This window comes from Cohnella panacarvi Gsoil 349 (assembly GCF_000515335.1).
Lineage (GTDB): Bacteria > Bacillota > Bacilli > Paenibacillales > Paenibacillaceae > Cohnella > Cohnella panacarvi.
The window spans coordinates 63,538-78,266 of sequence record NZ_KI911563.1; the positions used below are offsets into that span (position 1 = coordinate 63,538).

Here is a 14,729-nt window from a genome sequence, read left to right on the forward strand (position 1 = left end):
TTCGGTTAATACATGAAGCGCTGCCGGAATCGGACGCGGTCGAATTTCTCCGCCGATGAGAGAGGTACGTCTTTGCCGATTCTCACCATGAGGCAATTCGCGGGATGCGCGCATATTTCGGGGTCGTCCGTCGCGAACCAGACCATGCCTACGCACTTCATCAGGTTCTCCATCATTTCGCGGTATTGCCATACGTTCAATCCGCTGCCTTCTAAGTCCCAGTGCCAATAATATTCGGTCGTGAACACGATCATATTATCGAGCTGCCCGTGCTCGAACGCGGCGATAATCATCTTTTTGCCAAGGCCAAGGTCCCGGTATTCGTCCGCGACTTCGATCGCGCCTAACTCGACGAGGTCTTCCATGCCGCCTTGCGACCAAAGCTCCATCTCGTCCGGATAATGGAAAGTGACGTATCCGACGATCAGATCGTCTTCTCTCGCGACGATGATCCTGCCCTCTGGTAAACCCGCGATCTCGACGAGAGCTTCTTGCTGCTCTTGCGGACGCCGGAAAGCGTCCAAGTCGGGATGCATCCTCCAGCCGGCGATCGTCTCCGGAGGGACGGGCCCTTCCACGACAAGCGTTCGATCGCCGCGTTCGATCGGATGTCGTACGTATCGTTTGATATGCTCCATGCCGATCTCCTTTCCAACTTGCCCTTGCGTGCTTCCTTATTGTAGCATATTACCCCCGGATTCGTAGATAATGTCAACTTGCCGGGATGCCCATGATTGATACTCTATGATATAATGGCTGTGGCAAAGGGATGATGAATCTCTCAAAAATGAAAGCGCATTCGCTAGCGAATGTCTGTATCCCAACGGGAAGGTGATGGACGGTGACACTGCAACACGACGAAAAGTTGCCCGTGACGGCAACAGGATCCAACATGGAATCTTATGAGGAAGCAGTCAAGACATTTTCTTGGGCAGACATCGAAGCGCAATTCTCCTGGGCGACTACCGGCCGAGTGAATATGGCGTACGAGGCAATCGATCGGCATGTGGCTAACGGCAAGGGGGACAAAGTCGCGCTCTATTACAGCGACAACCAGAGAGACGAGAGCTACACGTATGCGGATATGGCGAAGCAATCGAACAAATTCGCGAACGTGCTGCGCAAGCTGGGCGTAACGAAAGGCGATCGGGTGTTCATCTTTATGCCGCGCACGCCTGAGCTGTACTTCAGCTTGCTCGGAGCGCTTAAAGTCGGCGCCGTCGTCGGCCCGCTGTTCGAAGCGTTCATGGAGACAGCGGTGCGCGACCGGCTGCAAGACAGCGGCGCCGTGGCGATCGTGACGACGCCGTCGCTCTTATCCCGTGTTCCGCGCGCGGAGTTGCCGGAATTGAAGAATGTCATCGTATACGGAGAAGACGTTCCCGCAGGAGAAGGCATCGTGAACTACCGCCGAGAGATGGCGGGCGCTTCCGAGGAAGCGGAGCTCACGTTCCTTGATCGCGAAGACGGACTCATCCTGCACTATACATCCGGATCGACAGGCAAGCCTAAAGGCGTATTCCACGTTCAGAACGCGATGGTCCAGCATTATCACACGGGACGCATCGTGCTCGACCTGCGCGAGGACGACGTCTACTGGTGTACGGCCGACCCGGGCTGGGTAACGGGAACGTCCTACGGGATTTTCGCGCCATGGCTGAACGGCGTAACGAACGTCGTTCGCGGCGGACGCTTCAGCCCGCAGGACTGGTACGCTACGCTTCAGAAATACAAAGTAACGGTATGGTACAGCGCGCCTACCGCGTTCCGCATGTTGATGGGCGCCGGAGACGACGTCGTGAAGTCGTTCGATCTGTCGAGCTTGCGCCACGTCCTTAGCGTAGGGGAGCCGCTTAATCCCGAAGTCGTCCGTTGGGGGTACAAAGTATACGGCCACCGCATTCACGACACTTGGTGGATGACCGAGACCGGCGGCCAGCTCATCTGCAACTACCCGAGCATGGTCATTAAGCCGGGGTCGATGGGCAAGCCGATCCCTGGCACGCAAGCGGCGATCATCGACGATCAAGGCAACGTGCTGCCGCCATTGCGTATGGGCAATCTGGCGATTCGTACGCCATGGCCGTCGATGATGCGCAAAATTTGGAACAACCCGGCTAAATACGAAGAGTACTTCCGTATTCCTGGCTGGTACGTATCCGGGGATTCGGCCTATATGGACGAAGACGGCTACTTCTGGTTCCAAGGCCGCATCGACGACGTCATCAACACGTCCGGCGAGCGCGTCGGGCCGTTCGAAGTCGAGAGCAAGCTCGTCGAGCATCCGGCGGTTGCCGAAGCGGGCGTCATCGGCAAGCCGGATCCGCTCCGCGGCGAAATCATTAAAGCGTTCATCTCGCTGCGCGAAGGCTACGTTCCTTCGGACGAACTGAAGGCGGACATCGCCAAATTCGTCAAGGAAGGCTTATCCGCGCACGCGTCTCCTCGCGAGATCGAGTTCAAAGACAAGCTTCCGAAGACCCGCAGCGGCAAGATCATGCGCCGCGTCCTCAAAGCATGGGAGCTTAACCTCCCAACCGGCGACCTCTCGACAATCGAGGACTAATTTTACAACAAATATAAAAGGATGTGCAGTCAACTGCACATCCTTTTTCTATGCTCGAATCGATGAGTGAAAGAGAGTGTCATATATCTCCTGGAGGAAATTTCACGAAGGGAACAGCCACCGTAAGGAGATATATGATACGACCAATCTTCCATCGATCGACATTACTGCCCAGAAGCTGTTGCCTGCACAGCCTTCGAAGGCACCGAACTGGCCCCGTTCCCATTAACCGCCGTCACGTAATACCAGCCATTCGCCATTGGCGATACGAACTCGAGGCTCGTCTGATCCGTCGTCCCGAGCAGCTTGTATTTGCCGTCCGCGGTCGGGCTGTTCCACACTTGGTATTGCACGACGTTATCGCCTGCCGCGTTCGCGCTCCAGGACAGCGTAACGGATAGTTCATTGCCGCTCGCAGATAATCCGGTCGGCGCGCTTGGCGCTGCGACGGTCGGATCCGGATTCGTCGTTCCTCCGTCGTTGCCGCCCGGAAGCCCCGGATCGACAATAGGAGGCGGCAGGTTCGGATCGACGTCCGAGATCGTACCGTCCGCGGTTAATCTTTCGCTCGGCGCGGACTCGTTGCCTCCGACGTCTACGGCCGTTACATAATAGCTGTAGGATAGTCCCGGAGTGATCAGGGTGACGAACTTCGGATCTTCGCCTGTCGGAATGGAAGCTTCGACTTTCTCGAACGGCCCGCCGTTCACCGAACGGTATAGGCGGTAGCCGGCGACGTCCTTCTCGGCGCCAGGCGCGAAGGTAATGTTCACCGTGCTGGCATCTACCGTATCGACTTCGATTTGCGGCACCGGACTCGGCGCGTTGCCGTCCTCGACTCGCGGATCCGTCTTCGATGGCGCGCTCTGCGCGGCGTCTTTCGGCAAGTAGTAGGACAACGACCTGCGCGACTTCTTATCCGTCTTCAAGAGTTTGACTTGCAGCTCCTCCATCAATGCGTCGAGAGGCACCTCGCGTTTCACCATAACCGCTTCTCTGAGCAGATCTTCCGGCGTGGTCGGAAGCGGCACGTAGTTGACGCCGTTGTAAGAGATGTACTTCAACTTGACGAGAGCGTCGTCTTCTTCGGTCGGAATGAACTTACGGTTGAAAATGTCGGAAACGAGCTTGCCGGCTTCTTTGGTCAGTTCGGTCGGAAGCTTGCCGCTCACGCTTGACACCGTCATGTTAACGAGACCGTCCGGTTTAGGGAACGCCTTCGTCTGGAACATCTCCGGCTTTGCTTCGGTGACGGCGTTCATGACTTTACCCCAAATGAGTCTCGCGCGGCTTCGGCTCTCCTTCGAGAGGGCGTTGGCCGCCTTCTCGTAACCGATCCAGACGCCGAGCGTAACGTCCGGCGTATAACCCTCGAACCACACGTCGCCCGCGATTTGCGTCGTACCGGTTTTGCCGACGATCGGAATTTTGCCGTACTTTTTGAACGTCGACTTCAGCGAGCTGCCCGAGCCGTTCGTGACGACGGTACGCATCATATCCGTCATCTGGTAGGCGGCCTGCTCCGACGTAACCCGCTTCGGGCTCAACTCGTGCTTGAAGACGACTTGGTCGTTCGAATCGCGAATCTCCTCGATCAAGTACGAGTCGTTGTATACGCCTTGGTTGGCGATCGCGGCATACGCGTTCGTCAATTCTTCAACCGTAACGCCGTACTTCAAGCCGCCGATAACGCCGGTTTGCGCAACGTCGTCGGATTTGTCGAGCGTCGTAATGCCGAGCGAGCGAACGAATTCCCACGACTCTTTGATCGTCATTTTATTCAAGAATACTTTCAGCGCAGGGATGTTGTACGAGTCGTTAAGCGCCTCCCTTGCGGTGACGAGTCCGTGATACTTGTCGTCGAAGTTTTTCGGGATATGGAAGCTGCCCGTGCCGTTCGCGAGAATGATCGGCGAATCGTCGATGACGCTGGCCGGTTGAATAAGTCCTCTGTCGAGCGCCGGCCAATAGGCCGCGATCGGCTTCATGGCTGAGCCGGGTTGGCGCGTCATCTGCGTCGCATAGTTCATCTGCTCGATGTGGAAGTCGCGGCCTTCGATCATGCCGAGAATCGCGCCCGTCTTCTGGTCGATCATGACGCTTGCGACTTGCTCGACTCCTTTAGTCTTATGATCCGGGGCGAAGTTCTCCGGATCTTCCGCGATATCGTGCATCAGATCGTAAATCGTCTTATCGATCGTCGTCGTCACTTTATAACCGCCGCGAAGCAGTTGACCGCGCGCGTCTTCGATGAGTACCGCGTTTTCTTTCTTCGTCAAATCCTCTTTGGAGAGCTCGGGGTTCTGCAACAGAACGAGCTGTTCCGCGGCTTGTCTCTCCGCCTCGAGCATCAAGTAAGGATACGTGTTATAGGCTTTCTCCGTCGGTTTGGCGAGCGAACTGTACAGATCGAAGCTCAGCGCCTGCTCGTATTCCGCTTGGGTGATTTTGTTCTCTTCCAGCATCCGTCTAAGCACGAGCTTCTGGCGTTCGACGGCGCGCTTGAAGTTTCTCTCGTTAAATTCGCCCTTGCCCGTGAACGCGGAGTACACGGAAGGGAGCTGCGGGACGCCGGCTAGATAAGCCGCTTGCGCGATGTTCAGTTGCTCTAGCTTATCGACGCCGAAGATGCCTTTGGCCGCCGCTTTAATGCCATATAATTGATAGCCGGACGAGCCGTTGCCGTAAGGGATTTTATTTAAGTAGGCCGTAAGGATTTCTTCTTTGCTTAGGAATCTTTCAAGTCGCATCGATAGGAAAATTTCTTTCGCTTTCCGGCTGGACGTCTGATCCAGGCTTAGGAACACGCGCCGCGCGACCTGCTGGGTGATCGTGCTCCCGCCGGTTTGAACGCTTTCGTTGAGCAACTGTTGCTTAACGGCGCGAATAAGGCCGTTGGAATCGATGCCGGGATGGTTGAAGAAGTTCTTATCCTCGATCGCGATGACGGCGTCGATGATCTTATTCGGGATTTCGTCGTAAGTAATCGGCGTGCGGTCTTCCTCGGTGCGCAATTGGCCGACCATCGTTCCGTCGTTGAAGAACACGTAACCGGTAATCGCGTTCTCCGCGATTTTCTGTTCGATCAAATTCCGAGGCCGAACGGGATCGTCCTTGACGAGCGACGCGATATATCCGGTAACCGCGCCGGCGGCGACGAGACCGCCCAGCAAGCCGAAGAAGATAAGCCACGCTACGGTAAGGCCGGCGATTTTGCCTGCTGTCGCAAAGCCATGATAAGTTCGTTTCTCGGGTGGAGCGTTTTGTTTCGTATTTGCCATTCAAGCAGCCTCCTTCAACAAACAGAATTATTATAGCACATTTACCCATGGTGTGAATTGTCGAGTAGGGTAGAGACTGCTCGGAGATTGGTTGCGGCGCTTGTCGCCGATTGCGGCAAGGGCTCCGCGAGTCATACCGGAAACGACCTTCGCAAGGCCCGAAATCATGAAAAAAACCACCCCGACGAATCGGGATGGTTTGCGTTAGCATAGGATTAACGGCTGTAGAATTCGACGATTTGGTTCTCGTTGATGTCTTGGGACAGCTCGCCGCGGTCTGGCAGGCGAGTGTATGTGCCTTCAGAAGCGTTAGCGTCGTAGTTCAGGTAGCCTGGCAGGTGATGACGGCCTTCTTGAGCTTCTTTAATCGTCTTCAGGGAGCGGCTACGCTCGCGGAGACCGATTTTGTCGCCGATTTGAACCGTGTAGGAAGCGATGTCGACTTTCTTGCCGTTGACCGTAACGTGGCCGTGGGATACGAGCTGGCGGGAACCCGCGCGGGAGTTAGCCCAGCCAAGACGGAACACGAGGTTGTCCAAGCGGCTTTCGAGCAAGAACATGAAGTTTTCGCCCGCTTTGCCTTCGAGTTTGGAAGCGCGGTCGAACAGGTTGCGGAATTGCTTCTCGTTCAAGCCGTACATGTGGCGAAGTTTTTGTTTTTCTTGAAGCTGCATGCCGTAGCCGCTGATTTTGCGACGTTGGTTAGCGCCGTGTTGTCCCGGAGGGAACGCGCGCTTCAGCTCTTTGCCGGATCCGCTTAGGGAAATACCAAGGCGGCGGCTCAGTTTAAACTTAGGACCTGTATATCTTGACATGTTTAGAAAGCTCCTTTTTCAAAAGGGAATTTGTTTTTTGAAAATGGGGTTCCGTTGCGCGAAGTTCTCCGTAACCGGATCGCATCCGGTTCCTGGCAGGGATGTTCAGCCGCAGCCCGCAGGTGGGAAATTCGAGAGGGTGCCACAAAGTCAAGACCCGCAATAATCAACAAGTAATATTATAAGAAATTGTAGGCTGAAGTCAAGAGAAATCATTTGAATAAATGAACAGGAAAAATAAGCCTTTTGGCGTTGGACTTACGATCTATTTAGTGCAAAAATCACGTTTTCATTGTATAGTGATAATATCAAAAGATCGGGTGGAGGTGTCGGGAATGGCCATCAATCGCAAATCAGCACAACTTTCGGAGCCTGAACAAGACGAAAGTCCTTCCCGCACCCGGCAGCAGCTACCGAGCTGGTTGCAAAAACAAGACTTAACGGAAGCGGACTTGCCGTATGCGCATAGTTTGCTCGCCGGCAGCTTCGCGGACTGGATCGACGAGTCGGACGGCTTTCCTTGGCTAGGCGGCCGGATTGCCTTGATTCATCCCGACGGCACGACGTTGTCTATTAACGGCGAAGGAGAAGGCAGCGCACATCCTTGGGCTCATCGCGTAGACAGGCTGGGAACGACTGCGGCTGCCATCGCGCTGGAGACGTGCAGACCGACACTGATGAGAGGCGATGAGCATGGTGCTAACGCTCTCAGGTCGTACGATTCGATCGCCGTCCCGGTATTTACCCGTTCCACCGGCATCCCTTGCGCATTGCTGGCTTGCCTGCTGCCCGCAGGAGAAGCTCACGCGAGCGATCTGAAGCTGCTGCAAGCGGCGGCGCTGCATTACCGGAATTGTCTATATCGCAGATTCGAGAATATATTCGTCGGCGGAATGCTGCGCGAACAGAAGCTTTCGCAGAAGGAAGAGCGCAGACGCGACATCCTGTTCGACGTCATGCGCCGTCTGAACGACCATATCGAAGTCGAGAGCGTGCTGACGGAAGTGCTCGACAGCTTGGAGGAGCTTTATCCGATCTGCAGGGCGGACCTGTTCCTCTCCCAAGACTACAATAGCCAGAACGAGAAAGTGAAACCGCTAGCTTTTCATCTTTCGAACATGGATTTGTGCAAGAAGGCGTTCCTTGAAGGCAAAATTTGCGAGACGAGAGCGGACGGTCGCCAGCAGCTTGCGATTCCATTGTCGGGCAAGCAAGGCGTCTACGGCGTGCTTCGTTTGGATTTGCCGGTGAATGAATTCGACGATGCGGACATCCGGTTTCTATCCATGCTCGCGGCCGCGGCCGGCGCGGCTTTCGAGAAAGCCAAGCTTCATGAGCAAGCGAACGTGCTCGTGGGAGAGCTTAGGCTCATCAACGAGCTTACGCAGCGACTTAACCGCAGCTTGAGGCTAACGGATACGATGCAGTTCGCTTCTACGGAGCTGCTCCATATTTTCCAATCGGACTTCTGTTGCATTTTGCAATACGACGCTTCGAGCAACCGATTCATCGTAATGTCGGCCAACGTGCCGGAGCTGATCGGCGAACAATACTCGACGGAATACGGTTTCTGCAGCGTGCTGTGGTCTACGAAGGAGCCGATTATTCTGTCCGATTATCGCTCGGCGACCCCGGTCAGTTCCCGGCTGATGGACATCACCGATTCACGCTCGTTGCTGGCGTCCCCGCTCGTGCTTAACGGCGACGTCATCGGCGCGGTCATGATTACGAAGCGCGAACCGAACCATTTCTCATACGATAATTACAAACTTCTTCAAGTGTTATCCGCTCATCTTGGCCTGGCGATGTCCAATGCGTCGCTGCATGCCGAAGTGCGAAGAATGGTGATTACCGATAATTTGACCGGGTTGTTCGCCCGCCATTATTTGAACGAGCGAATCGGACGCAAGCAGCTTCGCGACCATTCCGGATCGCTAATCGTCGTCGACATCGATCACTTTAAGCGCGTGAACGATACGTACGGCCATCAAGTCGGAGACGATATTCTAACGCAGGTCAGCGACATCATACGCTCCTCTATACGCGACACGGATATCGCGGCCCGCTGGGGCGGCGAGGAGCTCGCTATCTATTTGCCGCTGCTTAGCTTAGAGCAGACCGAACGCGTGGCCGAACGAATACGGCATCGCGTCGAGAGCGAGACGGATCCGCAGGTCACCGTCTCTTGCGGCATCGCCGAATGGCGCTCCACGGATGAAAAAGTCAGCGTCGAGTCGCTATTCTACAAAGCGGACATGGCTTTGTACGACGCCAAGCGCCTCGGCCGCAATCGAATCGTCATAAGCATGTAGAACCGAGCTGCCAACGCAGTTCGGTTTTTTGTATCGATGGAAATAAAACCATTCGGATTTCAAGACGAGAACAGACACCGTAAGGACATATACCCTTGACATTACCTACAATCGATACTCATCAACAAACCTCCGAATAACCGTTACGCGCGAGGACACGATACGGACAGGAGGTGAGCGCCTCATGCGCTTTACTACATGGTCCAGGCTCGCTTGCGCCGGGTTCGCGATGACTTGCTTGCAAGGATGCATGAACGCAGGCACGAGCAACCTGTCCGCGGAAGATGCATTCGCGTTGTCGGCTTCGGCATTGTCCGGAAGCGAAAGTTACGGCCTATCGGGCGAAGTATCGGTGATCGACAGCGGCGGGTTCGTCGCGAACAAGCTGGCTTACGAGGGCGAAGTGACCGGCCACGGCAATCTTAACGTCCAGTGGACGAGCTTGAGCGCGAAAGCTGCGGCCGAGCGCCCCGTCGAATCGAATTACGAGCCGCTCGATCTGCTGAAGTCGATTCAGGACAAAACCGCGGTGATTAAATATGCCGGAGGGACCGTCCCCGATCAAGTCCGATTCACGATCAAGCTTGACGACGCGGTCGCCAAACGCCGGATCGCCGATCAATTGCGCAAGGAGCTAAGCGCGCTGGAGCAAGATAAAGTTCTGCTTGAGCGCAATCCCCGGCAATCCGCGAAAGTGATCAGCAACGCGAAGACGACCTTAGAAGACGTGCTGAGCGGCTTGAAGGTGACGACCAACTGCGAGTGGTACGCGAATAAACGGACATGGTTCCCGAAGAAACTGCAGGAGGAAACGGTGCTTCAATATGAATGGAAAGGCAAGGCGTATCGGGAGAAGCGCGTATCCGTCACGAATTTTCGCGCGGCATCCCGAAGTGGTACAATAGATTAGCAACACGCAGCAACTTATCGATAAGGGAGATGGATTCCAATGCGCGATCCGCGTATCCAGAAACTAGCGGCCAACTTGGCCGGCTACTCCGTGAAAGTTCAGCCCGGGGACAACGTCCTGATCGAGATGATCGGTTCCGAGCGGGAGTTGCTCAAATGCCTGATCGAGGAAGTCGCCAAGCTTGGCGGTCGCCCGTACGTCGAGATCGAAGACCGTTCCGTCTTGCGAACGCTTCTGCACCATGCTACTCCGGAGCAAATGGAGACTTGGTCGGCATACGATCTTGAACGAATGAAAAGAATGCAGGCCTATATCGGCATTCGCGCAGGCGAGAACGTGAACGAGCTTGCGGACGTTCCGTCCGACGCCATGAAGCTGTACGATAGAATTCATCGTCATCCCGTACATATGGAGCAGCGGGTCAAGCGTACGAAATGGGTCGTGCTGCGTTACCCGAATGCCGCGATGGCCCAGCTTGCGAACATGAGCACGGAAGCGTTCGAGGACTTCTATTTCGACGTGTGCAATCTCGACTATGCCAAGATGGACCGGGCGATGGATCCGCTGCAGGCGTTGATGAAACGGACGGACAAAGTCCGTATCGTAGGTCCGGGCACGGATCTGACGTTCTCGATCAAAGGCATCGGCGCGCAGAAATGCTCCGGCGAACGCAATATTCCGGACGGCGAAGTGTATTCGTGCCCGGTGCGCGATTCCGTCAAAGGCACGATTTCTTACAATACGCCGAGCGTCTACAACGGCTTTACGTACGAGAATATCAAGTTCACTTTCGAGAACGGCCGAATCGTCGAAGCGACCGCCAACGACACGGACCGCATCAACGCGTTGCTCGACAGCGACGAAGGCGCCCGCTACATCGGGGAATTCAGCCTCGGCTTCAACCCATACATCCTGCATCCGATGAAGGATACGCTGTTCGACGAGAAAATCGCAGGCAGCCTGCATTTCACTCCGGGTCAGGCGTACGAAGTAACCGACAACGGCAACCGTTCCTCCATCCACTGGGATTTGGTGCTGATCCAACGTCCCGAATACGGCGGCGGAGAGGTGTATTTCGACGACGTGCTCATCCGAAAAGACGGGATTTTCGTCATACCCGAGCTTGAAGGCCTTAATCCGGAAGCTCTTAAATAGTTTCCTCTTGCACGAGTTTGCCAGATCAAGGTATGATGAGGTAGAGATCGAACAGCCTATATATTGGAGGGATTCCCATGTCTAACAACGCGGCAATTGTGGAACTGTCCCAGACCGCTAACAAGTTCCGTTCTTCCATCGTATTGCAAGCAGAGAACAAGTACATCGATGTGAAGAGTATTCTCGGATTGTTCACGACGCTCGTTGGCAATACGGCGTATGAACTTCACGTCCACGGACCGGATGCGGACGAAGCGAAGGAAGCGCTCAGCGCCGTGTTCGCGAAACACAGCCTGAACGTAAAAGTCGTGGATTAATCCTAAATCGTAGCGAACCGGAAACCCTCGTCCATTGCATGGACGGGGCGTTTTTATATTCGGGGGCGTAATTCCGCGCCGGCGCGGATGAAAATATCGGTTATACGCTCCCTGTCCTTGTGCTTAAGCGCGATTTCGTCTAATATGAAAGGGATGGTAGTTAGGGCACAGGGGGAGTGGGAATGGCTTCATCGGACACAATGATTCACCTGAATCAGAAAGCGCAGCGGCTGCTTCAGGAAGATGCCGACAAAATCGAGAAACTGATCGCCATCCAGATGGAAAATCTGGCGACCCGCAAATGCCCGTTATATGAAGAAGTGCTGGACACCCAAATGTACGGCTTCTCGAGAGCGGTCGATTTTGCGGTGCGCACCGGATTAGTCGAGGAAAGCGCGGGCAAACTATTAATCAGCCAGCTGGAACGCAATCTGGCTCTGTTATACGAAGCATTGGAACGCAAAGAAGAGTAGCGCGCGGCTACTCTTCTTTTTTTGTATATTCGACGGTCGGAGCGGCGTCGCGATTAGACGAAGTAGAAAGAGACGCCGAGAATCGCATAGACGATCAAGAGCAGCTTGCCCTCGTACCAAGTCGTCGAGCCGTCTCTGGAGATCGATGACGCGATAAACGCGGCGACCCCGATTGCGGCAATCTCGATGGTGGAAAAGATAAGATTCATTTGGTCCTCGAACAGCAAGCTGATGAACACGAGCGCCGGAGCGACGAACAGAGCGATCTGCAGGCTGCTGCCGATGGCGATCTCGACCGCCGCGCCCATTTTGTTCTTCAGCGCGAGCAGGACGGCCGCGCTGTGCTCGGCGGCATTGCCGACGATGGCGACGACGAACGCGCCTACGAACAGATCGGAGAGGCCGAACCGGGACGAGAACGTATCGAGCGTATGGACGAGCCATTCGCTGATGAAGGCGACGAGCACCGTAGCGACGACGAGCAGAAGGATGGACATCCCTTTGGACCATTCGGGTTCTTCCCCATGGTCGGCTTTCGTATCGACGTGATCCTCGAGCAGGCTTTTGTGCGTATACATCGAATAGACGAGCCATCCGAAGTAAGCCACGATCAGGAAGCCCGCAACGATAATACTCATCGTCATCGTGTTATCTTCGGATATATGCTCGGTCTTGACGAAGATCGCCGGAATGAATAGGGCGATGACGCCGAGCAGCATCAGAGAAGCGTTCTGGCCGGCAAGATGGACGTTAAACTTTTGTTCTTTGTATTTGAGGCCGCCTGCGAACGCGCTCACCCCGAGCACGAGCAACAGGTTGCCGATGATCGCGCCGGTTAAGCTTGCTTTAACGATCTCGAACAAGCCCTCTTTGATCAAGAAGATCGATATGATCAGTTCCGCCGCGTTGCCGAAAGTGGCGTTCAGCAGTCCGCCCAGCCGTTGGCCTGCATAGTGGGCGACCGATTCCGTCGCTTTGCCCAGCAATCCCGCGGCGAACAAGATGGCCAGCCCCGCGAATCCGAACTCTACTGCCGCGCCCCATTGCGAGTAATGGGAAACCGCGCTGAGCGCGAACGTAATGACAAGTAAAGGGAAAAACAGCTTTTTCAAGGGCCAAGCACCTCGGCGATTATAGTATCTTACTTATGGGTTTATTTCCATTCCTTACTATAACCAATTGGAGGCGATTCGTAAACCGAAAAACGGGAGGCGGACAAGGAAGGGAAGCGTGGTTGATTTATTCAGGGCAATTCCATTACAATGAAAGCATTACAGGTTCGGGAGAGTGAGCCGCCATGACGGAAGAACAGCAAGGATTAATTCGTATTTCTGACGATGTCGTCGCCACGATTGCCGGGTTGGCAGCGTTGGAAACGCCCGGAGTAGCCGCGATGTCCGGCGGGATATCCGAAGGGTTGGCCAAGCGTCTTAGCGGGCGCAACGCGCAAAAAGGGGTGTCCGTCGAAGTAGGCCAGCTTGAGGCTGCCATCGATTTAAGAATCGTCGTACAATACGGCATCCCGATCCAAGAGGTTGGACGCCGTCTGCAAGATAACGTTCGCGAAGCCGTGGAGAATATGACCGGCCTTCGCGTCGTGGAAGTAAACGTTAAAGTCGAAGGCGTCGCTTTCCGCGACGAAGAACCGGAAGAAGCGCACCGAGTCAAATAACGAATACATAACGACAAAAACGTGATCGGCACGCTTCGGCGTGTTCGATCACGTTTTTTGATTTACGTTCTGTGGACGCGATTATATTCGCGGGAGATGCTGAGCAGAATGCCCATGGCCATGAGCATCATCAGCATGGAAGAACCGCCGTAGCTAATGAACGGAAGCGTAACGCCTGTTACGGGAATCGCGCCGCTTACGCCGCCCATGTTGATGAGCGCTTGGATCGCGATCAGCGACACGATGCCGACGCCGACCAGCGTTCCGTAGATGTCCGGGCATCGGAGCGAGATGATGAGGGCCCGCCATAGGAACAGCATGTAGAAGATCACGAATACCGTCGTTCCGATGAAACCGAGCTCTTCGCCGATGACGGCGAATATAAAATCGTTATACGCATAAGGCAAGTAAAATAGCTTTTGCACGCTGTTGCCGAGACCTGCGCCGGTTAACCCTCCGTGTCCGAACGCTTCGAGCGACCGGACCATATGATAGGTTGTCCCTTGCTGGTCCGCGAGCGGATCCATGAACGCGAGGAACCGGTCTACGCGGTATCCGCCGTCGAATTCGGGATTGAATAGCATGACGAGCGACAAGCCGAGCAAGCCGAGTCCGACGAGAATGCCTGCGGACATCATAATATGCTTGAGGTTCGACCCTCCGGCAATGACAATGGCGGACGCGCATAGCACCAAGATCGCGCAGGAGCCGAAGTCGGGCTGAAGCATGATCAGGAAGGCGAAGAAACCGACGACGATCATGACCGGCAGCAAACCCTTCTGAAAATCGCGGAATTTCTCGTCCTTCTTGGAGATAATCGAAGCCAAGTAAAGGATAATCGCCAGCTTCGCGAATTCCGTCGGCTGGATGCCGAAGCCCCCGATGCCGATCCAGCTGCGGGCGCCGTTAATGCTGGACGCCGTGAACGGGACGATGATAAGCAAGACGAGCGTGCCGAAGAACAGCAGCACGAACAATTTCTTGTACTTCTCGTAATGGATGTTCATCAAGATGAACATGATGAACGTGCCGAGTCCGGCCCATATCAGCTGTTTCTTCGTGAAAAATAAAGCGTCGTTGCCAAAGTCCTTGTCAACGACGGTCATGCTGGAGCTCGCGCTGAAGACCATGACGAGGCCAAAGCCGACGAGCACGAGCGTTAGTATGAGCAGCAAGAAATCAGGCGCGCCGCGCGATCCGGTAGACGGGGTACTCATCCCTGTCCCGC

Annotated in this window: 12 protein-coding genes; 7 read left to right on the top strand and 5 right to left on the bottom strand. The window is 55.0% G+C overall.

Features of this window, described 5'->3' with window-relative positions:
* Window positions 1-5: 5 nt before the first annotated feature.
* Complete coding sequence (locus COHPA_RS0100315; protein WP_027084190.1) at window positions 6-638, bottom strand: GNAT family N-acetyltransferase; 633 nt, start codon at window positions 636-638, stop codon at window positions 6-8.
* Window positions 639-841: 203 nt separating this feature from the next.
* Here COHPA_RS0100315 and acsA point away from each other — a divergent pair, with 203 nt between their 5' ends.
* Window positions 842-2,566, top strand: coding sequence for an acetate--CoA ligase (gene acsA, locus COHPA_RS0100320; protein ID WP_027084191.1), 1,725 nt, complete (start codon window positions 842-844; stop codon window positions 2,564-2,566).
* A 164-nt stretch (window positions 2,567-2,730) separates the two neighbouring features.
* Here the strand turns inward: acsA and COHPA_RS0100325 are convergent, their stop codons facing one another.
* Window positions 2,731-5,847: a transglycosylase domain-containing protein gene (locus COHPA_RS0100325; protein WP_027084192.1), complete on the bottom strand. Its 3,117-nt coding sequence runs from the start codon at window positions 5,845-5,847 to the stop codon at window positions 2,731-2,733.
* A gap of 215 nt (window positions 5,848-6,062) precedes the next feature.
* Window positions 6,063-6,662 (bottom strand): 30S ribosomal protein S4, encoded by a 600-nt coding sequence (gene rpsD, locus COHPA_RS0100330; RefSeq protein WP_027084193.1) that lies wholly within the window; start codon window positions 6,660-6,662, stop codon window positions 6,063-6,065.
* Window positions 6,663-6,997: 335 nt separating this feature from the next.
* On the opposite strand from rpsD, the gene COHPA_RS0100335 reads away from it, so the two are divergent.
* From COHPA_RS0100335 to COHPA_RS0100355, 5 genes are all read left to right on the top strand, one after another.
* Window positions 6,998-8,974: a sensor domain-containing diguanylate cyclase gene (locus COHPA_RS0100335; protein WP_027084194.1), complete on the top strand. Its 1,977-nt coding sequence runs from the start codon at window positions 6,998-7,000 to the stop codon at window positions 8,972-8,974.
* A gap of 184 nt (window positions 8,975-9,158) precedes the next feature.
* Window positions 9,159-9,884, top strand: coding sequence for a hypothetical protein (locus COHPA_RS0100340; protein WP_027084195.1), 726 nt, complete (start codon window positions 9,159-9,161; stop codon window positions 9,882-9,884).
* Between the two features lie 39 nt (window positions 9,885-9,923).
* Window positions 9,924-11,039 carry an aminopeptidase gene (locus COHPA_RS0100345; RefSeq protein ID WP_027084196.1) on the top strand — a complete coding sequence of 372 codons (1,116 nt, stop codon included), beginning with the start codon at window positions 9,924-9,926 and terminating at the stop codon, window positions 11,037-11,039.
* Window positions 11,040-11,116: 77 nt separating this feature from the next.
* A complete protein-coding gene (locus COHPA_RS0100350) occupies window positions 11,117-11,356 on the top strand; it encodes an HPr family phosphocarrier protein (RefSeq protein WP_027084197.1) in 240 nt (79 codons plus the stop codon).
* Between the two features lie 182 nt (window positions 11,357-11,538).
* A complete protein-coding gene (locus COHPA_RS0100355) occupies window positions 11,539-11,829 on the top strand; it encodes an Fpa/YlaN family protein (protein WP_027084198.1) in 291 nt (96 codons plus the stop codon).
* Between the two features lie 53 nt (window positions 11,830-11,882).
* Here COHPA_RS0100355 and cax read toward each other — a convergent pair whose 3' ends face one another.
* Window positions 11,883-12,941 (bottom strand): calcium/proton exchanger, encoded by a 1,059-nt coding sequence (cax, locus tag COHPA_RS0100360; protein ID WP_027084199.1) that lies wholly within the window; start codon window positions 12,939-12,941, stop codon window positions 11,883-11,885.
* Between the two features lie 185 nt (window positions 12,942-13,126).
* Between cax and COHPA_RS0100365 the strand changes: the two genes are divergently transcribed.
* On the top strand, window positions 13,127-13,501 hold the full coding sequence (locus tag COHPA_RS0100365; protein ID WP_027084200.1) for an Asp23/Gls24 family envelope stress response protein: 375 nt from the start codon (window positions 13,127-13,129) through the stop codon (window positions 13,499-13,501).
* A 62-nt stretch (window positions 13,502-13,563) separates the two neighbouring features.
* Here the strand turns inward: COHPA_RS0100365 and ftsW are convergent, their stop codons facing one another.
* Window positions 13,564-14,718 carry a putative lipid II flippase FtsW gene (gene ftsW / locus COHPA_RS0100370; protein ID WP_027084201.1) on the bottom strand — a complete coding sequence of 385 codons (1,155 nt, stop codon included), beginning with the start codon at window positions 14,716-14,718 and terminating at the stop codon, window positions 13,564-13,566.
* Window positions 14,719-14,729 lie beyond the last annotated feature (11 nt).

What these genes read in the sequence shown, in the direction of transcription:
- COHPA_RS0100315 (WP_027084190.1), bottom strand. Translation starts at nt 638, where the DNA reads ATGGAGCATATCAAACGATACGTACGACATCCGATCGAACGCGGCGAT.
- COHPA_RS0100325 (WP_027084192.1), bottom strand. Translation starts at nt 5,847, where the DNA reads ATGGCAAATACGAAACAAAACGCTCCACCCGAGAAACGAACTTATCAT.
- rpsD (WP_027084193.1), bottom strand. Translation starts at nt 6,662, where the DNA reads ATGTCAAGATATACAGGTCCTAAGTTTAAACTGAGCCGCCGCCTTGGT.
- COHPA_RS0100335 (WP_027084194.1), top strand. Translation starts at nt 6,998, where the DNA reads ATGGCCATCAATCGCAAATCAGCACAACTTTCGGAGCCTGAACAAGAC.
- COHPA_RS0100340 (WP_027084195.1), top strand. Translation starts at nt 9,159, where the DNA reads ATGCGCTTTACTACATGGTCCAGGCTCGCTTGCGCCGGGTTCGCGATG.
- COHPA_RS0100345 (WP_027084196.1), top strand. Translation starts at nt 9,924, where the DNA reads ATGCGCGATCCGCGTATCCAGAAACTAGCGGCCAACTTGGCCGGCTAC.
- COHPA_RS0100350 (WP_027084197.1), top strand. Translation starts at nt 11,117, where the DNA reads ATGTCTAACAACGCGGCAATTGTGGAACTGTCCCAGACCGCTAACAAG.
- COHPA_RS0100355 (WP_027084198.1), top strand. Translation starts at nt 11,539, where the DNA reads ATGGCTTCATCGGACACAATGATTCACCTGAATCAGAAAGCGCAGCGG.
- COHPA_RS0100365 (WP_027084200.1), top strand. Translation starts at nt 13,127, where the DNA reads ATGACGGAAGAACAGCAAGGATTAATTCGTATTTCTGACGATGTCGTC.
- ftsW (WP_027084201.1), bottom strand. Translation starts at nt 14,718, where the DNA reads ATGAGTACCCCGTCTACCGGATCGCGCGGCGCGCCTGATTTCTTGCTG.